A 21195-nucleotide genomic window follows, 5' to 3' on the forward strand; every position below is an offset into this window, starting at 1 on the left:
CGTCTCCATCGACGCGTTGCGATCACCTTAAGCCACAGCGCCGATCCGTCGCAACGAGCCCCGAGGGGCGGCGAGTAGCCCTTCCGCAGATGCCCGGGGCAACGTCTCCCCGCAGGCTCCCGAAGGCCCGCGCCGCGACCTGCACACCTTTACGCATCCTTATTTATGAAACAACATTTCTCTCGACAGGGCGACGATCACCGCCTAAAGTCGGGCTCGCTCATTGCCTGTCAGATGCCTGTTGGCTGGGGGAAAAGCGGGAATACCTTCCCTCACTTTCCCAGCCATTTCCGTTTGCGTGACGCCACCGGACCAAGGGGAGTCTGCATGCCTAGCACACACAGGCTGTCGGAGCGCATTCATCACGCATTACTTGCCACCGGCTCGCGTCCGGCCATTGTCTTCGAAGACGACGACGGCATCCGCACATCATTGTCCGGAGAAGAATTACTCCGGCATTCCCGGGCGATAGCCCACCGGCTTCGCGCTACCGGTGACGACGGGCCTGTGGCTTTCCCGGCCCACCGCAATGCAGACACCGTGGCGGGAATGGTGGCCTGCCTGGAAACAGGCAGACCGTGGCTGCCGCTCGATCCGTCCCTCGCACCCGGCCCCTGGGCGCGACGGATAGCGTCCGCCGGGGTGCGGACTCTTCTGTCCTCGGGAAAGGACTTCTCACGGGCCGGCGAGCTGGCCGCCCGGATCTCGCCCACCCCGGCTGTCGTCCGCGGAGACCGGTACACCGAAATACCCCTCCCGGATACCGGAATTCGCGTCGCCCCCTCCCCCGGCGGCGCCGGACGGACCGCTTATCTCATCCAGACCTCGGGCACGACCGGGGAGCCGAAAACCATCGCGGTGCCCCTTTCCTCCCTCGATCATTACCTCACCTCCACGCTCCCTCTTCTCGGGGGGCCGGCGCTGCGGGGCGAACGGCTGGGCGTCCTGACCACCCTCGCCGCCGACCTGGGTTACACCGTCCTGTTCAACGCACTGCTCGCCTCGGCGGAACTGCACCTCGTACCGGAGCACGTGTCGCGCGATCCCGGCGAGTTCGCCGCCTACCAGGGCGAACACCGACTGGACCTGTACAAGACCACGCCCGGTCATCTGCGCGCCCTGCTCGCTCAGGAGAACGGGGCGCGGTGCCTCCCGAGGAGCCTGCTGATAGCGGGCGGCGAGGCGTTCACCGAGGATCTCCTGACCTCGCTCTCCTCCGCCGGGGCGCAGTGCCGGGTGCTGAACCACTACGGCCCTGCCGAGACCTGTATCGGGGTCGCTCTGGGCGAGGTGTTCCCCGCGCCCGTCACGATCCTGGGCGGTACGGCACCGGTCGGACGGGCCATCGGGGAAGCAGAGTTGACAGTCCTGGACCCTGCTGGGAACCGGGTCGCCCCCGGCACCGAGGGAGAGATCGCGGTCGGCGGCCCCCCGGTCGGGTGGGGATACCTCGGGGCTCCGGCACAGACCGCGGACCGTTTCCGTCCCGATCGGCGCGCGGCCGGCGGGCGGCACTACCTCACGGGGGACGTGGGGGCGATCCGGGAGAACGGAGACCTCCACGTACTGGGGCGGGTGGACCGGCAACGCAAGGTGCGGGGGCACCGGGTGGAGCCCGCAGGCGTCGAAGCGGTGCTGCGGGAGACCGGGCTCGTCACCGACGCCCACGTGGACGTCCGCCACGTCGGGAGTCTGGGCGCCGTGGTGGTGGCCTGGGTCTCCGGCGGCCCCCGTGCCGAGCCCGGGGCGATCCGCGCACAGGCGGCCCTGCGGCTGCCCGATCACGCGCTGCCCAGCAGGATCATCATCCTGCCGCGGCTGCCGCGCACCGCCAACGGGAAGATCGACCCGGCGGCGCTGCCCGGACCCGACACGCTCGGCGCGGCCGTAGGCGTGCGTACACAGAGCGCCGGAGGCGCGGAAAGCGGCGGAGACACCGATCCCCTGGAGAGAGAGGTGGCAGCGGCCTTCGCCGCGGTGCTCGGTCTTCCCGCTCTCGGCCTCGACGACGACGTGCTGGCGCTCGGCGCGCACTCCCTGGCGATCGTGCAGGTGACCGGGCGACTGGGCGGGGCCGACCTCGGGGTGAGCGATGTGTATACGGCCCGGACACCGCGCCGGGTCGCCCGTCTGCTGGCGGAACGCGGCGGCCGCCCCGTCGACGCCGAGCACGGAAGTCCGGCCTCCCCGCGACTGACCGCCCCTCCGCCGACCGGCTTCCTCCCCCAGCAGCAGGGCATCTGGATCGACGAGGCACGCCACCGCGGCCACTTGGTCTACCGCATCCCCCTGCGCTGGGAGTTGCGCGGCCCTCTGTGTGCGGAAGACGTCGGCGCGGCCTTCGACACGGTGCTCGCCCGGCACGGCGCCCTGCGGTCCCGGGCGGTGCTCACCGGAGAGAAGCCCGTCGTCGTGCGGGACTCCGTGTCCACCGCCCGGCTCAGCACCGCCGATGTTTCGGCTCTCGCCCCGTCCCTCCGGGACGCGGAGGCCGCGCGGCTGGGCGACGCGCTGTTCGCCGAGCCGGTCGACCCCGAACGAGGGCCCGTCATCGCCGCGTTGCTCGTGCGTCGCGCGGCCGACCACCACGACCTCTTCGCACTCGTCCACCACGGGGTGTTCGACGCGGCGTCGGCGGACGTTCTCATCGACGAACTGCTCGGCGGCGGGGGCCCGGCCTCTCCCCCCGCCCAACCGACCCCGCTCGCGCCTGCCCCGCACACCCGGCACGGCCGGAGACCGCTGCCCGCGCCGGCCGAGTTCGCCCTGGACGGCGGGGAGCCGGAGGCCGGGCCGGGGGACTCGGACGTCGTCCTCGCGGACATTCCGGCGCCGCTGTGGGAGCGGGTGCGGTCGGCCGCCGACGCCGCCGGCGTCTCGCTCTACACCGTGGTGCTCGGCGCGTGGGCCACGGTCCTGGGCCGGCAGAACGCCGAACGGCGCTTCGCCGTCGCCACGGCCGTCGACGTACGGGCCGATCACGGCCTCGGCGGCCGGGAACCCGTGATCGGGTGCTTCGTCAACACCGTGCCCGTCGTGGTGGACATGGACCCGAGCCGGACCACTGCGGCCACCTGGCAGTCCGTGGCCGGGGCCGTCGCGGCGGCGCTGGACGACCGGCTGCGTCCGTACTCCGATCACGCGTCGTGGATGCGCGGGACGTACGGCACCGGTGCCCCGGCCCGCGCCTCCTGCACGCTCCAGCAGACGCGCGTGCACCGGCACGCCGACGTCTCGGCGTTCCCCCGGCCCACCACCGTCGCACGGGCCACCGCGGATCTGGACCTCGTGGTGACCTCGTACGAGAACGACGCCCCCGTCGCCGCCCTGCACTTCCGCCCCGGGGTGTGCGACCGGACGCGTGCCCGACGCCTGGCCGATCAGTTCCTGACCGTGCTCGGGGAGAGCTGCGCCCACCCGGAACTCCCGCTCTCGCGCGCCTCCTCGGTGTCGGCCGCCGCCCGCGAGGAGGTGCTCGCGCTCGGGAGGGGTCCGGACGCCGCCGCCCGGCCGGGGCTGGTGTCGCCGGTGCGCCGCGTCGCGCGGCTCGACCCCGGCGCCGTCGCCGTACGGACCCCGGACGGCGACTGGAGCCGCGAGCGGCTCCTCGGCGCGGCCGACTCGCTCAGGGCCGCGCTGCGGAACTGCGGTGCGGGGCCGGGCGACCGGGTCGGCCTGGTGCTTCCGCCCTCCCCCGAGCTCGTCGCCATGTGGCTCGCGGTACTGGACCTGGGCGCGGTGGTGGTCCCCTGCGACCCCGGGTGGCCGGCGCAGCGGCTGCGGCAGGCGTTCACGGCTACCGGCCCCTCGGTGGTGGTCTGCGCCGGACCGCTCCCGGACGCGGGGGCCCCCGTTATCGACGTACGGGAAGCGCTCCGGACGCCCCCGGCGGATCCCCCCGGCGAGGAGCCGTCATCGGGCACCGCGTACATCGTCCTCACCTCCGGTTCGACCGGCGTCCCCGGTGCGGTGGCGGTTCCCCGGGAGGCGGCGAGAACCTTCCTGGGGGCCATGGACCAGGACTTCCCGCTCACCGGGCGGGACCGGGTCCTGGTGCTGACCTCCCCCGGCTTCGACGTCTCCGTGTGGGAGACTCTGGGGCCGCTGGGCAGCGGAGCCGCGCTCGTCGTACCGCCCTACACGTCCCGCACCGACGTCGAGGGGCTGCGGCGGCTGATCACCGACGAGCGGGTGACCGTGTTCCAGACCGTGCCCTCCCTGTTGCGGGCGCTGCTCGACGCACCGGGGGCCGTCGGGGACACGGCACTGAGACTGATCGTGTGCGGCGGCGAGGAGATGCCATCCCGTCTCGCCGAACGGGTACGCGCCGAACTGCCGGGCGTCACGCTGGTGAACGCCTACGGCCCCACGGAGACCACCGTCGACGCCACCCGACACCCCGTGACGGCGAAGGACGGCCGCTCGCTCCGTGTCCCCATCGGCGGGCCGGTGGGCGGGGGGACGGTGTACGTACTCGACGCGGAGGGCGCCCTGGCCCCCCCGGGGGCCGTCGGCGAACTGGTGATCGGCGGGGCGGGGGTCGCCCACGGGTATCTGGGCGCGGCCGGACGGACGGCGGCCCGCTTCCTCCCGGACCCGTTCCGGGGCGTTGGGGGCGCGCGGATGTTCCTGACCGGGGACCGGGTGCGGTGGACCTCGGAGGGCCGGCTCGACTTCCTGGGCCGGATGGACAACCAGGTGCAGGTGCGGGGGCAGAGGGTCGAGCTGGAGGAGATCGAGGCCGCGCTGCTCGGCCATGCCGACGTCGTCGCCGCGGTCGCACTCCTCGACACGGCGTTAGGGTCCAGCGCACGGCTCAGCGCGCGCGTCGTACTCCGCCAGGGTCCGGAGGTCACCGCGGAGTCGCTCCGACGGCATCTGGCGGAGCGGCTGCCCGCGACCGCCGTACCGGAGCGGCTGCTGCGGGTGGACGCGCTGCCCCGCCTCCCCAACGGAAAGCTCGACCGGGCTGCCGCGGGCCGGCTGCCCGGAGTGCCGCTCGCCGTCGCGGCCACGGTCCTCGGGCCGGTCGAGGAACGGGTCGCACGGGTGTGGGAGACGGTCCTTGCCGGGACCCTGCCCGGAGCGGACACCGGATTCTTCGACGCCGGAGGCAATTCCCTCCTCGTCATGACCCTGCGGGCCCGGCTGTCCGAGGAGTTCGGCGTCGGCCTGCGCGTCGCCGACCTTTTCGCGTACCCGACGGTACGTCAGCAGGCGGGCCTCCTGGCCCCGGTGGCCTTGGGCGGTGGGCCACGTCCCGGGCGGCCGGTTCCTCCGGCCGGCACGGGAGCGCGGGAACACGAGCCGGCGCCGTCCCCGGAGGCAGGTCAGGCCGGCTTCGCCGTCGCCGTCGTCTCGCTCGCGTGCCGGGCGCCGGGCGCCCCCGACGCGTCGGCCTTCTGGTCCAACCTGCGCGACGGGGTGGTCTCCACCCGGCACTTCGACCGGGCCGAACTGCTCGCGGCCGGGGTGCCCGCGGCGCATCTGGACGACCCTCGCCATGTACCGGTCTGCGCACCTCTGGACGACCCGTACCACTTCGATGCGGGCTTCTTCCGGATGTCCGAGGAGGAGGCCGCGCTCGTCAGCCCGCAGCACCGGCTGTTCCTCGACTGCGCCTGGCAGGCGCTGGAGGCGGCCGGCTGCCTGGTGAAGGACGGACCGCGCCGCGTCGGCGTGTTCGCCGGGAGCAGCGAGGAGAGCCGCCGCTCGACCGATCCGGCCGATCTGCGGGACACCGCCGAGCGCATCGCCCTCGAACTGGGCAGCAGCCAGGACTTCCTGGCGACCCGGGTCTCCCACCTGCTGGACCTGCGCGGTCCCGCGATGTCCGTACGCACCGCGTGCTCCACCTCACTGGTGGCCGTGCACCTCGCGGTGCGGGCCATCGCCGCCGGGGAGTGCGACGTCGCCCTGGCCGGCGGGGTCGCGCTGCGCCATCCCGCCGTGCGGGGGCACTTCCACGAGCCCGGCGGGATCTACTCGGCCGATGGCCGGTGCCGCCCCTACGACGCCGCCTCCGACGGGATCGTCAGCGGGGACGGGGTCGGCGCGGTCGTGCTGAAGCCACTCGACCGGGCACTCGCCGACGGCGACCACGTACACGCGGTGATACGCGGGACGGCCGTGAACAACGACGGTGCGGACAAGTCGGGTTTCACCGCGCCGAGCTTCTCCGGCCAGGTGGACGTGGTGCGTTCGGCACTGGCGAGGGCGGGCGTGGACGCCTCGACCATCGGATACGTCGAGGGGCACGGGACCGGGACTGCGCTGGGCGACCCCATCGAGGTGGCGGCGCTGTCGGCCGTCTGGCGCCGGAGCACCGAGGCGGTGGGGATGTGCTCGCTCGGGTCGGTGAAGGGCAACATCGGCCATCTGGACGCGGCGGCCGGTGTGATGGGGCTGATCAAGGCGTGTCTGGCGGTGGAGCACGGGGAGATCCCCGGTCTGCCCACCTGGGAGAAGCCCAACCCCGAGCTGAACATCGAGGACTGCCCTTTCGTGCTGCATTCCGGAACACGGGCCTGGCCGGTGACCGGAGGGCCGCGCCGGGCGTCGGTGCACGCGCTCGGCCTCGGCGGCACCAACGCGCACGTGGTCATCGAGCAGGCGCCACCCCGGGCGGCGGCCCCCGACGCCCCGCTCCTGGTCCTGCCACTCTCCGCCCCCACGGCGGAGGGCGTGGGGGAACTGGCCGCGTCCTACGCACGCGCCCTGCCGGACGGCGCCGACGCTTCCGCGACCGTGTGGACCGCGCGGTCCGCCCGTACCTCCTTCCCCGTCCGCAGGGCCGTGGTGGCGGCGGGGCCCCGGGAGCTGCGGGGGGAACTGGGCCGCGACCGTGCCCCCGTGACCGCCGACCGCCCGCCCGTCGTGCTGATGTTCCCCGGCGGCGGCAGCATCCGTCCGGGTGTCGGGCGTCGCCTGTACGGGACGGTTCCGGCGTTCCGTGACGCACTGAGCGCTTTGTGCGATCCGGTGGAGGCGATCCACGGTCTGGATCTGCGCGAACTGCTGTGGGGGCGGCACAGCGACCGACTCGCCACGCCCCGATTCGGCTTCGTCGCCCACACCGCTCTGGGCATCGCCGTGTCGCAGATGCTGCGGGCCCTCGTCGACGAACCGTTCACACTCCTCGGCTACAGCCTCGGCGAGTTGTCCGCCGCCGCGGCCGCAGAGGTCTTCGGACCCGCCGAAACGCTGCGCATCGCCGAACTGCGGGGGCGCGTCTTCGAACGGGTCCCGGACAGCGGTTCCTCGTACGTGGCGTGCGGCGCGGCGAAGGTCGCGACGCTACTGCGGGACGACCTGGTCGTCGCCGTGCTCAACGGGCCCGGCGAGTGTGTCGTGTCCGGATCGGTCCCCGCGCTGGCCGGCCTGGAGCGGCGTCTGACCGCCCTGGGCATCGATCACCGCAGGATCGCCGTACCCGGTGCCGTCCACTCGCCTCTGCTCAACCCGTTCCTGGACGAGTACCGCGAAATGGTGGCGTCCTTCGGGCCCCGGCCGGCCCGGTTGCCGCTGGTGTCCAACGTGACCGGGAAGCGGCTGACGGAGACCGAGGCGACCGATCCCGGCTACTGGGCCCGCCAGTTGCGCTCGACCGTTCTGTTCGACGACTGCCTGGAGACGGCCGCGCGGAACGGGGCCGCTCTGGTGGACACCGGTCCGGGGCAGGGGCTGCGTTCGATGGCCCAAGGCCTGGCAGGACGCCGCCCCGGGGTCTCCGCGCACGCCGTGATGGGCGGCGGCCGTGCGCAGACCGACGAGGCCCTCTCCCTCGCCCGCTGCCTGGGTGACCTGTGGGAGCGGGGCGCGTCGGTGGACTGGGAGCGCTGGCCGGGCCCCGCCGGGCACCGCTACCCCGCGCCGGTGGCGCCGCTGGCCCGCAGGGCGCTCCCGCCGCCCGCCGTACGGCCCTCCGAGCGAAAGGCGCCGCCCGACGCCGGGGGCGTGCGGCTGTGGCGGCGGCTGTGGCGGCAGGTGCCGCTGCCCCGGGCCGACGGCCCGGCGCGTCTGGTGCTGCTCGCCGACGACGGCGAACTCCGTGACCGGTACCAGGCCGGCGCGCAGGCGTCGGGTACCCCGGTCCGGGTGACCGCCGTGCCGGAGGAGGCGTGGACGCTCTCGGTCGCGGACGGCGCCTGGGTGGTGGACCTGCGTCCGCTGCACGGCGCGGGCGTCGAGGCGTTGCTGTCGCTGGTGGCGATCGCCCCGGCCCGGTCCGCGCGTCTGTGCGTGGTGTTCGAGGGCGGCGCCTCGGTACTGGGCGACGAGCCACTGGACCCGGCGGCGGCGATGTTCTGGCCGGCGGTCCTGGCGGCCGCGCAGGAGCGGAGCGGTCTGCGGGTGGCCGGAGTGGACGTGACCGGCGCTCCCTCGGCCGTACGGCTGCTCGGAGCGCTGCTGGCGGGGGACGCCCCTCCGCCGGAGACCGCGGTACGGGGCGCGAGCGTGTGGGAGGCCACGGTCGCCGCCGTCGAGGAGCACACGGGCGTCCCGGGGCCGGACAGCCCGGTGCCTGACGTTCCGACGCCCGGCTCCGGTACTCCCGCGCCCGACGAGGTCCTGCGCCGAGGCGGCGTCTATGTCGTCACCGGCGGGCTCGGGCGCTACGGAAGGTGGGTCGCAGAACAGTTGCTGCGGCGGGCGGCGGCCACCGTGGTCCTCCTCCAGCGCGGCGCCCCGGGACCGGCCGGCCCCGGGAGCGGCGGGGAGGCGGGGCGGCGAAGCGCCGGGCTCGCGAGGCTGCGCCGTCTGGGCGGGCGGGTGGAGACCATGACCTGTGACGTGGCCGACGCCGTGGCCCTGGGCGCGGTCCTCGACCGTGTGGAGGAGTCGTTCGGCCCGGTGGCCGGTGTGGTGCACGCAGCGGGCGACATCTCCTCCGCGGCCGGTTTCAGCCCGCTGGGCGACATCATGGCGGGCGGTCTCGAAGCGGGGCTCGCGCTGCAGGGATCGGCCAAGGTGCACGGCACCCGCGCTCTGGAGCGGGTCCTCGCCGGCCGGTCGCTCGACTTCTGCGTACTCATGTCGTCCAACGCGGCTCTTCTCGCCGGTCCGGGACTGTCCCTGTACGCACCGGTCAACGCCTACCAGCACGGGGCGGCGCAGCGGGTGGAACGGCCGGGCCCGACCCCGTGGATCTCCATCGGCTGGGACGGCTGGCGGCTGCCCACCGACGCCGAAGGGCCGGGCCCGGGCGGCTCGCTGGACCGGTACGCGCTCTCCGGCGAGGAGGCCTTCGACGCCCTGTGCCGGTCGGTACGGGCCGGTCTGCCCAGTGTGTACGTGAGCCGCGGCAGCCTGGCGGACCGCTATCGCCGGTGGGTGACCGACCACGGCGGGGACGGTTCGTCGTCCGACCCGGAAGCCACGGACACCGCCCCCGTCCCTTCCGCCGCTCCCGGGGACGTTCTGGGCGCCCTGCGTCAGGTGTGGACCCAGCTCGCGGGCGGCCCGGAGCCCGCCCCGGACGAAGACCTGTTCGGCCTGGGCGGCACCTCCCTCACCCTGATGCGGCTGCGTGCCCGGGTGCGGGACCTGACAGGGGTCGACGTCCCCCTGGCCGCCCTGATGGACCGCCCCACGCTCGCGAGTACGGCGGCACTTGTCGCGGCCGGTGGGGCGGCTGGGACGGCTGGGACGGCTGGTGGAACGGTCGGGACGGACAGGCTCGCGGAACCCGAGGGCGACCCCGACCTCTTCTCGGTGCTCGACGATCTGGAAGCGACCGGACCGCGTCACGACGATCCGAAACGGAGCGCGCACTGATGAGACTGACCGAACGACTCTCTCGGTTGGGTCCGGCCGAACGACGGGCGCTGGCGGCCCGGCTGCCGGAACTGCCGGCGATCACGCGGAGGTTGTGGACCGTGAGCCGGCTGGCTCCGGACACGGGGCTGTACAACGTCGTGGAGGCCCACCGGCTGCTGGGCGAGCTGGACGTCGCCGCGCTCACGTCGGCGCTCGACGCGCTGTACTCCCGCCACCACGGACTGCGCGGTCTCGTCGTGGAGCTGGAGGGCACGCCCCGGACAGCCCGGCTGCCCGCGGCGGAGGGGTTCCCCCTCACATCGGTGGATCTGTCGGCCCTGTCGCCGTACGCAGCCGAGGCGCGGGGCAACGAAGCGGTGACGGAGTTCGCGCGGCGTACCGTCGATCCCTCGAAGGAACCGCCGGTGCGGGCTCAGCTCGTCCGGACGGGCGAGCGGGAGTGGCTGTTCACCGTGGTGATGCATCACCTGGTATGCGACGGCGAGTCGTTGCACGTGTTCTACCGCGAACTGGCCGATCTCTATGGCGGACAGGAGGTGGACAGTCTGCCGCCCGTCCCCGATCCGTCGTCGGCACAACGGTCGTTGGAGGGGCCCGCGCACGCCGTGAAGCGCGCCGCGGACCTGGAGAACTGGCACACCCGGCTCGCGGACCTGGACCGGATTCCGCCGCTGCCCACTGATCGGCCCCGGTCCAGGCGGCAGGGTTTCGAGGGCGCCCGGCACACCCTGTCGTTGCCGCAGGACTGGGCCGACCACGCCCGGGCCGCGGCGGCCGCGCACTCCGTCTCGCTCTTCGACGTGGTCCTCGCGAGCTGGGCGGTCGTCCTGGGCAGGTTCAGCCGCTCCGAGGACGTGGTGGTGGGGACGACGGTGAGCATGCGGGCCGAGGCGCGGGCCGCCGACGCGATCGGCTTCTTCATGCGCACGGTGCCGCTGCGGTTGCGGGTGGGCGGGGAGCGGTCGGTGCGCGAACTGCTCGCCGGGGCCCATGAGGCGGTGGTGAACGCCCTGGCGCACAGCGGGGTGGAGTTCGACGAGATCGTGCGGGTGACGGGGCACACGGGGACCGGTACGGCTCCGCTGTTCCAGGCGGCGCTGGAGCTCCATCACGACAGCGCTCCACCGCGGTTCGACGGTCTCCGTGTCGAACCGCTGCTGGTGGAGTCGACGTCCGCCGCGTTCGATCTGACCCTGCACCTGTCGACCGACCCCCGGACCGCCGACTTCCTCGAATACTCCACGGAGCTCTACTCCCCCGGCACGGCGGCGAGTCTGGGCGAGGCTCTCGGCTCGGTGCTGGCCGCTGTCGGGAACCGCCCCAAGGAGCCGGTCGAGACCCTGCCCGTCCTGGGCCCCGGGGGCGCGGCGCGGGTCGAACGCTTCGCCGAGGGCCCGGCGCTGCCCGCCGTCCTGCCCCCGCCACCGGCTGCCGCCGTCAGGGCCGCAGCCCTGCGGCATCCGCGCCGCCGGGCCGTCCTGTGCCGGGAACCCGGCGGTCTCAACGAGGTCGACTTCGGGGGTCTGATGGCCATGGCGGACATGCTGGCGGGGCGGCTCGCCGCGGCGGGGGTCGGACCGGGGCAGTACGTCGGGGTCGCGCTGCCCCGATCGGTGGCGCAGATCGCGGCGCTGTTCGGCTGCTGGGCGGCGGGGGCGGTGGCCGTGCCGCTCGACCTCCGGTTGCCCGAGGAGCGGCTGCGCCGCATGACCCGGACGGCCGACGTGCGCGTGGTGGTCGTCGAGGACGCCGGGCGCCCGCCCGCGGGCCTGGGCGGCGCCCGGGCGGTGGGGGCGCCCGAGCCGGTGCACGGAGCGGACGCCGCGCCCGTACCGCTTCGTCCGGTGCGTGCGCGGGATGTCGCGTACGCCGTCTTCACCTCGGGTTCCACGGGTGAGCCCCGGCCCGTGGCGGTGAGCCACCACAGTCTCGCCGCCTTCGGCGCGGCGATGGACCGGCTGGTCTTCTCCGCACTTCCCGCGTCGAGTGTGGTCGCGGTCAACGCCCCCCTCCACTTCGACGCGTCCTTGCAGAACATAGGTTTGCTGGGGGCGGGCCACAGTCTGCTGGTCGTGGACGAGGAGAGCCGCACCGATCCGGAGCGGTTCGTGGCCCTGCTGGAGGAGCATCGGGCGGCCACGGTCGACTGCACCCCCACCCATGCGGAGGCGCTGGTGGCCGCAGGGCTGCTGGACGAGACCCGGTCCGCTCCCGACTTCCTGGTCCTGGGGGGCGAGGCCGTCCCGGACCGGCTGTGGTGGGCACTCGCGAAGAGCCGGCTCAGCGCCGTGAACGTCTACGGGCCGACCGAGTTCACCGTGAACGCCACCGCCCGGCCGATCGACGACGACCGGTCGGTCCCGACGATCGGACGGCCTCTCGCGGGCTGCCGGGTGGACATCCTCGATCCGTCGGGCCGGCCCGCTCCGCCCGGTTTCCCGGGCGAGATCCACCTGTCGGGTCCGCAGACGGCACTCGGCTACACCGGACACGCCGGGCGGACGGCCGAACGGTTCCGGCCGGCCCCCGGCGGGGTGCGCCGTTACGCCACCGGCGACCTCGGGCGCTGGCGGGCCGACGGGGAGATCGAGTTCCTCGGCCGGGCCGACCGTCAGGTCAAACTGCACGGATACCGGCTGGAACTGGACGAGATCGAGGCGGTCCTGCGCTCCACTCCCGGCGTCCGCGACGCGGCCGTCGCGGTGATGGGGCCCGAGGGTGCGGCTCCGCATCTCGCGGCATTCCTGGTGACCGAGGGGGACGGCGTCACGGACCGCGCCCGGGAGCGGATGCTCGACAGGCTGCCGGGGTACGCGGTGCCCGCCGCCCTGCACGTACGGGAGTCCCTGCCCGTGACGGCGAGCGGCAAGCTCGACCGCCGCGCCCTGGCCGTTCCGTCTCTCCCGGACCCCGTACGCCGGGAGGAGTCCCGATGGACGCCGACCGAGGAGAGTCTGGCGGCACTCTGGGAGGAGTTGCTGCGGACGCCCGTGGAGACGGCCGACGCGGACTTCTTCGCCTTGGGAGGCAACTCCCTGGTCTTCGCCACCCTGTTGCGTGACATCACTCGGCGGCACGGGGTCCGGCTCTCCGCGCACACAGCGTTCCGGGCCCGGACGCTGACGGCGATGGCGGCGGCCGTCGACGCGTTGCGGCGGCGGACGCCGTCCGAACCCGAGGGGTCCTTGGTCGTCCCCCTGGCGGCCGGGGACGGTGTCCCCCTGGTCTGCTTCCACCCGCTCGGCGGAAGCCTCCTCGGTTACGCGCCGTTGGCGGGCCTGCTGCCACCGGGCCAGGCGGTGTGGGGCGTCCGCTCCCCCGGCATCGCCGGCGCGGACGCGGAGCCGGCCGATGTGGACGAACTCGTGCGCCGGTACGCCGATGCTCTGCTGGCCGCGGTCGACGCCCCGGAACTGGCCCTCTTCGGATGGTCGTTGGGTGGCCTCATCGCCGTGGCGATGGCGGCGGAGATCGAGCGGCGCGGCGCGCGGCGGGTCCGCTTCGTCGAGCTGTGGGACTGCGGGCTGGGGACCGCCGACGCATACACCGACCGGCGGCTGACGGAGCTGGCCCGAGAGGCCGCCGGAGCGGCGGACGCACCGTCCGAGGACCGCATGAAACAGATCATGGCCACGCAGACCGGACTCTTCCGGACCTGGTCGCCGGTCACGGTCCGGGCCCCGTTACACGTCGTCTACGCGGGGCAGAGCCTGCGCCAGGGGCTCGTGACCCGTACCGCCTGGGGCGACTTCACCACCGCCGGGTCCTCCGAGTCCGTGGTGGAGACGGACCACCACGGACTGGTGGCCCTTCCGGCGGTGACCGAGGCCGCGACCGGCCTCCTCGGGCGGCTGAACGCCATCACTCCCTCGCACGGACGAAAGGGCGAACGGTGACCCCAACCGGTTCCCATCTCTACGAGTCGTACCCGTACCCGGCGCCGCGAGCGGGTGCGGACCCGATCAACGACGTCGCGCACGCCCTGTCCCTCGCTCTGGTGGACGGGGACCTGGACGGCTGGCGGGTGCTGGACGCCGGGTGCGGTACCGGACACCGGCTCGTCGCGCTGGCGCTCCAGTACCCCGAGGCGCTCTTCACCGGGATCGACCTGTCGGAGGCCTCGTTGGCCGTGGCCAGGGAGCTGGCCGCGCGTTCGGGTGCGGACAACGTCACCTTCGTCGCGGGCGACGTCGGCTCCCCGCCCGGGGAGGAGGAGTTCGACCTCATCGTCTGTTCGGGCGTGCTGCACCATCTGCCGGATCCCGCCGCCACGTTGCGCTCCCTGACCGGGCGGCTCACCGAGAACGGTCTGCTGTACCTCTGGCTGTACCACGCGCTCGGGGAGCACGACCGGATGGCCGACCGCGAGTTGGTCGCGCTGTTCGCCCAGGGGTATGCGGAGGGCGCGGATCTGCCCCTGGTCCGTGCCCTGGGCCTGTCGTTGTCGCCCACGCGGTACGGATCGGCAGCGCCCGGCGCGGAGGGCGACGCCGCCCTCCGGGACGTGCTGGACGCTGACGCCTATCTCAACCCGGTGGTCCGCCCGCTGCGTTTCGCCGAGGGCGCCGAACTGTGCCGGGACGCCTCGCTGGACTGGGTGTCCGTGCTGGGGGTCACCGGCGAGGGAGCGGGCGGCCTGCTCGATCTGCGCGGGACGACGCGGCTCCCCTTCCACCGGACGCTCGCGGACCTCTTCCCGGACGAGGGTCTGCTGGCCCGGGCAACCGGCTGGGACAACGCCGACCGGCTCGCCGCGGTGGAACTGCGGCTGCGCCCGACCGGGTTCAGCCTGCTCGCCGGGAAGGGCGACAGTTTGGCCGCGTGCGAGGAGTGGGTGCTCGGCAACGCCCTGTACCGGCAGGCACCGCCCGTGGCGCCCGGGCCCGGTGGGCAGTCGGACCACGACGAGCGGCGCCGCCGGTACGTGCGCGAGCGGCTCGCCGAACCTCTGGACAGGGTCTTGGCCGACGCCCGGGAGCGCTGGGGCGCCGCCGCTGTCGGGAGGGTCGGGGAGGCGGTGGAGATGGCCGTGGGGCGTCGGCCGCGGGTCCTCACCGACCCCCGGCAGCGCCCGGCACTGCTGCACTTCCCGGGGCTCCCGGCCGAGCCGTGGGTGTCCCCGGACCGCTATCCGGAGCTATCGCGCTTCGCCACGGACCTGGAGCGCCACTGGGTACGGATACGCGACGAGGCAGACCGGTTGCGCGGCGTCCGCGGAGGCCTGGAGGGCAATGTCGAGGGCGACTACATGAGCGCCAAGTTCCAGGGGCTGGGCGGATCGGACTGGCTGACCACGCCCCTGTACGAAAAGGGCGGCATCCCCTCCGACGTGGCGGAGCACTGCCCGGCGGTCCGCCGGCTCCTTCAGAAGCACGCGAGCCTGCTGTCGGGGGACGTGATCGTCTCCCGGGTGGAGCCGGGCGCCCGGCTGGCCCCGCACGTCGATGACAACGACTACAAGCTCACCCTGCACCTCGGGCTGCGGATACCCGACGACTGCTTCCTGCGTGTGGACGGGAAGGCCCGGGCGTGGCAGGAGGGCCGGTGTCTCGTCTTCTCCGACGCGTACGAGCACGAAGTGTGGAACGACGGCGACACCGGGCGGGAGATCCTCCTCGTCGACATCTGGCACCCCGAACTGTCCCCCGTCGAACGGCAGGTGCTGAACCAGGTGCGCGACGTACTCGCTCCGGCCAGTGAGCCGGAGGTCCTCCAGCACACCTGAACCCCCCTCCCGGCGCCGGACGCGTCGCCGGGCGTCCCCCCAGTCCCCCGATCCGGAGGCACGCATGAAGAAAGTGACCTACAGCACCACGATCGACGGCAGGCACATCCATGTGCTGGACGACGTGCTCGACGAGCGGCAGATCACGGACATCGGTGACCGTTTCACCCGGGCCGCGTTCATCCGCGACGAGAGCGACGGTCCGGGGAAGGAGCATGTGCGCACCTTCAACACCGACCTGGAACTGGCCGACTTCGAGGGAACGCCCGTCGCCGAGCGGGCCAAGTCGGCCGTCGACTCGTTCTTCCCGGACCGGAAGCTGCTTCTGTACCGGGCGCACTGCAATCTCACCGTCTATGGCGACATGGGTTTCCCCCACCAGGACTGCGCGAGCGACCGTGACGACGTGACCGCGCTGCTGTTCGCGAACGCCGAGTGGCGGACCGAGTGGGGAGGTGAGCTCACCTTCTTCAACGAGCGGGACGACGCCGTCTACGTGGTGACGCCGAGGCCGGGACGGCTTCTGGTGTTCGAGGGCGCAGTGCCGCACCGGGTGGGCATTCCCCTGCGGGCCTGCTACGAGCCACGGCTGACGCTCGCCTGCAAGTTCAAGACGCCCGGAACCTGGCGATGACCGTTGCGCGCCGCAGGCATCTGCTCACCCTGGACGACCTCGATCCGGCCGCGCTGACGGCACTGGTGCACCGCTCGGCCGAGTACGCCGCGGGCAGCCGGGCGGGACGCCCGCTCGCGGGCGCCCATGTGGGCGTCTACTTCCGCCGGACGTCCACCCGGACCCGTACCTCGTTCACCGTAGCGGCCCACCGCCTCGGCGCCCACGTCATCGCCTACGGTCCGAACGATCTCCAGGAGAACACCGGGGAGTCCATGGCGGACACCGGGGCGGTGCTCTCGGGGATGCTGGACGCGTTCGTGGCCAGGACCGCGGACGACCCGGCCGAACTGCGTGCCCTGGCGGACCAGGACCGGATGTCCGTGATCAACGCGATGACCAGCGACGAGCATCCCACGCAGGCCATCGCGGACCTGTCCACCGTCCTCACCGTGCGCGGCAGTCTCGACGGACTGCGGATGGTCTACCTCGGGGAGGGCAACAACACGGCCGCCGCGCTCGCCCTCGCGTTCGCGCGGCTGCCCGGTGCGCTGCTGGACCTGCGTACGCCGCCCGGCTACGGAGTGGCCGAGGACGTCATGGGGCGTGCCCGGCACAGCGCCGGCCTCAACGGCGCCACGATCCTCGAGTCGCACGACGTGGCCGAGCTGCCGGAGAAGGCGGACGTCGTCTACACGACGCGGTGGCAGACCACGGGCACCACCAAGGCCGAACCCGACTGGCGGACCCGGTTCGAGCCGTTCCGGGTGACAGCGCGGACCCTGCGCGACTGCCCCGGAGCCTTCTTCCTGCACGACCTGCCGGCCCATCGCGGGGAGGAAGTCACCGGGGAGGTCCTGGACGGTCCCCGGAGCAGGGCGTTCGAGCAGGCACAGCACAAGCTGCACAGCGCCATGGCGGTCCTTGAATGGGCGGTGTCAGGGTAGTGAACACGGGCACTGCCGGTGCGAAGGTGACGGCGGAGAGGCTGCTCGCGGCCGCCGCCACGAACACTCCGCTGCGGCGGATCGAGATAAGCGTGGCCGGGCGGACCCATCGGGCCTGGCTGAAGCTGGAGATGGCCAACCCGACGGGGTCGGTGAAGTACCGCACGGCCCTCGGGTTGCTGACGGGGCTGCAGCGGCGGCGCCAGCTGTCCGCGGGGACGACGCTCATCGAGTCGACGTCGGGGAACCTGGGTGTGGCGCTCGCGCACCTCACCGCGCGGTTCGGCGGCCGCTTCATCGCCGTCGTCGATCCCAAGGCGCCACCGATGCTGGTGGAACGGATGCGAGGGCTCGGCACGGAGCTGGTGCACGTGCACACACCCGACCAGCACGGCGGCTATCTGCTGAGCCGGCTGGAGCGCGTCGAGACCATGCTCCGCGCCGACCCGGAGCTGCGCTGGACGGACCAGTACCACGCACCGGACGGTCCCGGGGTGCACCGCGACGTGACGGCGCCCGAACTGGCGCACCAGACCGGCGGACGTATCGACGCGCTGTTCGCCGCGGTCAGCACCGGAGGCACGCTGGCCGGTCTGTGCGAGGGGCTGAGCGAGCTGGTCGCGGGCATCGGGCTGTACCCGGTCGACGTCCAGGGGTCCATCGCCCTCGGCGGCGCCGCCCATCCGCATCTGCTCAACGGCATCGGGGCCACCCGGCGTTCGTCCCTTCTGCCCCCTCGGGCGCTGCACGCGCCGATCCACGTCCCCGACGTGCGGGCCATCGCCCTGTGCCGAATGCTGGACCGGCAGACGGGAATCGCGCTGGGAGCCTCCAGCGGGGCGGTCGTCGCGGCCTACCTGAGCGCCGTCGCCGACGGCGGTTCGTGGCGGTGCCCCGTACTGATCAGCCCGGACGGCGGCGATCACTACCGGCACACCGTCTACAGCGACGACTGGCTGGACGCGTGCGGCCGACTGGACGCGGTGCGGGCCGTGGAGGACGCCGCCGCGGCCGACCGGATCAATTTCACCGTGACAGGAGACGTCTGTGAGCGATGAACGGTCGGACACCCTCCGCTATCTCCCCCGGCGCGACGTCGTACGCGTCTGCGCGGAACTCGACCTGGTCGGTTCCGTGAAGCAGACCCTGATCGACCACGCCGAGGGGCGCACCACCCTCCCGGAGGAGGCCTATCTGCCGTGGCAGACCTCCGACGGGGCCTTCGCCCGCAGCCTGACCCTTCCGGGGGCGGTCTGGGGTGAACGCCCGGCGCTGGGCGCCAAAGTGATCAACAGCAGTCTGGCCAACCCGGGTCGCGGCCTGCCCCGGGCCCAGGGCCTCACCCTGGTGTTCGACCGGGAGCGGGCCCACCCTGTGGCGCTGATGGAAGCTGCCTACATCAGCGCGCTCAGGACGTCGGCGTACACCGTGCTCAGCGCCCGGACCCTGGCCGCGGCCGAGCCGGGACGCATCGGGGTCCTCGGCTGTGGCGCGCTGGGCGAGCAGCACGTCAGGCTGCTCGCCGCGGAGTACCCGGGGACGGAGTTCGTCCTGTTCGACGCCGTCGAGGGGCGGGCGCCGGCGCTGGCCGGCCGGTTCGCCGCCGACGGCCTCGCGGTCCGGGCCGTGTCCCGGGCGCGCGACGCCGTCGACGGCTGCGCGATCGTGGTCACGACGACGACCACCACGACGGGGTACCTCCCCGAGGCGTGGCTCTCCCCCGGTGCCCTGGTCGCCCATGTCTCGCTCGACGACGTTCTTCCGGACGTGGTGCTCCGGGCCGGACTACTGGTCGTGGACGACTGGGGGCTCATCAAGGCCGACGACCGGCGGCTGCTGGGCCGTATGTACCGCTCCGGCGAACTGCTGGGTCCGGACGAGGCCGCCCCGCCGGGGCCGGGCCCCGCGCCCCGGGCGGTGGACGCCTCGCTGGGGGAGATCCTGACCGGCCGGCACCCCGGGCGCCGTACACCGGAGCAGACCGTCCTGAGCAATCCGTTCGGCATGGGTGTCCTGGACGTCGCCATCGCGGCCGCCGTGCACGAGTACGCGGCCCTCCACGGCATCGGCATGCGACTGCCCGTCTAGCGGCACCGCGTCCTCCTCCCTCCCAGCGCTTCCCCATTCCCCTCTCCCTCCGGAAGGACAGCAGCCATGGACTCAACACCCGCACCGTCCGGGACCTTCGCCGACGTCGCAGCGGCGCCCCTGCCCGCCCTCGACGCCTACGGGCCGTCCGACGAACTGGCCGCAGCGTACGAGCGGGACGGCGTCGTCCTCGTACGCGGCCTCTTCTCCGCCGACGACCTCGCGCGGATCAGGGAGGAGCTCGCGGCCCACATGACGCGGACCGTGCCACGCCTGACGAGGGACGTGCACTTCGAGGCGGACGGCAAGACCGTCCGCGTGGCCAACGAACTCCAGCGGTACGCGCCCTTCTTCGCCGACCTGCTCGCTTCACCACGGCAGATGGACCTGGTGGAGAGAGTCACCGGGTGGCGCCCCCAGCCGTTCTACGCCGAGTACTTCGCGAAGCAGCCGCGCGGCTCCGTCGCCCAGCCCCACCAGGATTCCGCGTTCGAACACGTGGAACCCCGCCAGTACGTGCACGTGTGGATCGCGCTGGACGACATCACCCCCGACATGGGGCCGCTACGCCTGTGGCTGGGCTCCCACCGGTTCGGCGTCTTCCCGCACGACAGGCGCGACTTCGGGAAGTTCCAGCATCTGTCGCCCGAAACGGTCGCCGGGTTCGGCTTCCCCGTCGTCGAGGGGATCGCCGAGGCGGGCGACCTCTTCCTTCTGGACACCGCTCTGGTGCATGCCAGCACCCCGAACACCAGCTCCCGTCCGCGCCCCTCCCTCGCCCTCGCCTACCGGGGCGTGGGCAGTGTCCACCACGATTCCTGAGATCCGGAGCACCTCGATGAACCCCTTGGCAGAACCCGACGTCCCGATTGCCGCCTTCGCGGGTATTCCCACCTACGCCCGGCTGCCGCACAGCCGTGATCTGGCCGGCGTCGATGTCGCCGTGGTGGGGGTCCCGTTCGACGGAACGGTCACCTACCGCAGCGGCGGCAGACTGGGCCCCCGCGCCGTGCGGACGGCCTCCGGCATCGTCGGCGGCTACAACCCGGCGCAGGCGGTGGCTCCGTTCAAGGAGCTGCGGTGCGTCGACTACGGCGACGTACCGGTGGTCCCGGGCAACACCGAGCGGTCGCACGCCGCGATCGAACGGACGGTCCGCCGGGTGCTGGACGCCGGGGCGACTCCTCTGCTGTTCGGCGGGGACCACTCCTGCACGCTGGCACACCTGCGGGCGTTCCGCGAGGCCGGTCCGGTGGCGGTGATCGACCTGGACGCCCACACGGACTGCGCCGACGAGTACTTCGGCGAGCGGTACAGCCACGGGTCATGGCTGCGGCGGGCCATCGAAGAGGGGCTCGTCGATCCGTCGGTCTCGGTCCAGATCGGTCTGCGCGGCTCGGTGGACGGGCCGGAGACCTATGCGAGCGCACGCGACGAACTGGGCCTGGAGTACGTGACGACGGACGACGTGCGCGGCCGGATCGCGGAGACCGCCGCACTCGTCCGGGAACGCGTCGGGGATCGTCCCGTCTTCCTCTCCCTCGACCTCGACGTCGTGGACCCGGCGTTCGCTCCGGGCACGGGAACGCCCGAGCCGGGCGGGCTGATGTCCTACGAGACGATCTCGCTCCTGCGCCAGTTGGGGCCGCTCGACTTCGTGGGGTTCGACATCATGGAACTCGTACCGGCCTACGACGCCGGTGAGATCACCGCGGTCCTCGCGGGCAACCTCGGCTTCGAGCTGCTCTGCCTGCTGGCACGGCGGCGTCGGGCGGCGTCCGACGGGGCCGCCGGCGCGGTTAGCTCCGCCGCCGTCCCCGGCCCGGCGCTGTGAGCGCCCCCGACGGGCCGGTCCGGGCGCCGGACGCGTGGCTGGCCGTCGTCAACGACGAGGGCCAGCACTCGCTCTGGGCCGCCGGCGAAGTCCTCCCGGAGGGCTGGCGTGCGGCCGGGTTCGAAGGCGGCCGAGAGGAGTGTCTGGCCTGGATCGAACGGGAGTGGACCGACATCACTCCCTTGAGCACCCGCCGTGATCCGTAGGG

Annotated in this window: 10 protein-coding genes; all 10 read left to right on the plus strand. The window is 73.2% G+C overall.

Annotation, left to right across the window (positions count from 1 at the left end; all coding sequences use genetic code 11):
• Nucleotides 1-327 precede the first annotated feature (327 nt).
• Entirely contained in the window at nt 328-9777 is a 9450-nt protein-coding gene (locus AB0F29_RS16290) for an amino acid adenylation domain-containing protein (RefSeq protein ID WP_361872382.1), read from the plus strand.
• Nucleotides 9777-13676: an amino acid adenylation domain-containing protein gene (locus tag AB0F29_RS16295; RefSeq protein ID WP_361872385.1), complete on the plus strand. Its 3900-nt coding sequence runs from the start codon at nt 9777-9779 to the stop codon at nt 13674-13676. The genes AB0F29_RS16290 and AB0F29_RS16295 overlap by 1 nt, the downstream gene beginning before the upstream one ends.
• Entirely contained in the window at nt 13673-15505 is a 1833-nt protein-coding gene (locus AB0F29_RS16300; protein WP_361872388.1) for an aspartyl/asparaginyl beta-hydroxylase domain-containing protein, read from the plus strand. The genes AB0F29_RS16295 and AB0F29_RS16300 overlap by 4 nt, the downstream gene beginning before the upstream one ends.
• A gap of 64 nt (nt 15506-15569) precedes the next feature.
• On the plus strand, nt 15570-16139 hold the full coding sequence (locus tag AB0F29_RS16305; protein WP_361872391.1) for a 2OG-Fe(II) oxygenase: 570 nt from the start codon (nt 15570-15572) through the stop codon (nt 16137-16139).
• On the plus strand, nt 16136-17065 hold the full coding sequence (locus AB0F29_RS16310; protein WP_361872394.1) for an ornithine carbamoyltransferase: 930 nt from the start codon (nt 16136-16138) through the stop codon (nt 17063-17065). The genes AB0F29_RS16305 and AB0F29_RS16310 overlap by 4 nt, the downstream gene beginning before the upstream one ends.
• The gene (locus AB0F29_RS16315; RefSeq protein WP_361872397.1) at nt 17065-18123 is read left to right on the plus strand and encodes a pyridoxal-phosphate dependent enzyme; all 1059 of its coding nucleotides are present in this window, start codon (nt 17065-17067) and stop codon (nt 18121-18123) included. The genes AB0F29_RS16310 and AB0F29_RS16315 overlap by 1 nt, the downstream gene beginning before the upstream one ends.
• A complete protein-coding gene (locus AB0F29_RS16320) occupies nt 18113-19153 on the plus strand; it encodes an ornithine cyclodeaminase (protein ID WP_361872400.1) in 1041 nt (346 codons plus the stop codon). The genes AB0F29_RS16315 and AB0F29_RS16320 overlap by 11 nt, the downstream gene beginning before the upstream one ends.
• A gap of 66 nt (nt 19154-19219) precedes the next feature.
• Nucleotides 19220-19975 (plus strand): phytanoyl-CoA dioxygenase family protein, encoded by a 756-nt coding sequence (locus AB0F29_RS16325; protein WP_361872403.1) that lies wholly within the window; start codon nt 19220-19222, stop codon nt 19973-19975.
• 16 nt (nt 19976-19991) lie between these two features.
• Nucleotides 19992-20987, plus strand: a complete 996-nt coding sequence (gene speB, locus AB0F29_RS16330) for an agmatinase (protein ID WP_361872406.1) — start codon at nt 19992-19994, stop codon at nt 20985-20987.
• Nucleotides 20984-21193 carry an MbtH family NRPS accessory protein gene (locus tag AB0F29_RS16335; protein WP_361872409.1) on the plus strand — a complete coding sequence of 70 codons (210 nt, stop codon included), beginning with the start codon at nt 20984-20986 and terminating at the stop codon, nt 21191-21193. Before speB ends, AB0F29_RS16335 begins: the two co-directional genes overlap by 4 nt.
• Nucleotides 21194-21195: the final 2 nt, after the last annotated feature.

It is taken from the genome of Streptomyces sp. NPDC026589 (assembly GCF_040638385.1).
In the GTDB taxonomy this organism is placed as follows: domain Bacteria; phylum Actinomycetota; class Actinomycetes; order Streptomycetales; family Streptomycetaceae; genus Streptomyces.

Excerpts from the sequence above, each read along its gene's own strand:
- speB (WP_361872406.1), top strand. The coding sequence starts at position 19,992 with ATGAACCCCTTGGCAGAACCCGACGTCCCGATTGCCGCCTTCGCGGGT.
- AB0F29_RS16290 (WP_361872382.1), top strand. The coding sequence starts at position 328 with ATGCCTAGCACACACAGGCTGTCGGAGCGCATTCATCACGCATTACTT.
- AB0F29_RS16325 (WP_361872403.1), top strand. The coding sequence starts at position 19,220 with ATGGACTCAACACCCGCACCGTCCGGGACCTTCGCCGACGTCGCAGCG.
- AB0F29_RS16305 (WP_361872391.1), top strand. The coding sequence starts at position 15,570 with ATGAAGAAAGTGACCTACAGCACCACGATCGACGGCAGGCACATCCAT.
- AB0F29_RS16295 (WP_361872385.1), top strand. The coding sequence starts at position 9,777 with ATGAGACTGACCGAACGACTCTCTCGGTTGGGTCCGGCCGAACGACGG.
- AB0F29_RS16310 (WP_361872394.1), top strand. The coding sequence starts at position 16,136 with ATGACCGTTGCGCGCCGCAGGCATCTGCTCACCCTGGACGACCTCGAT.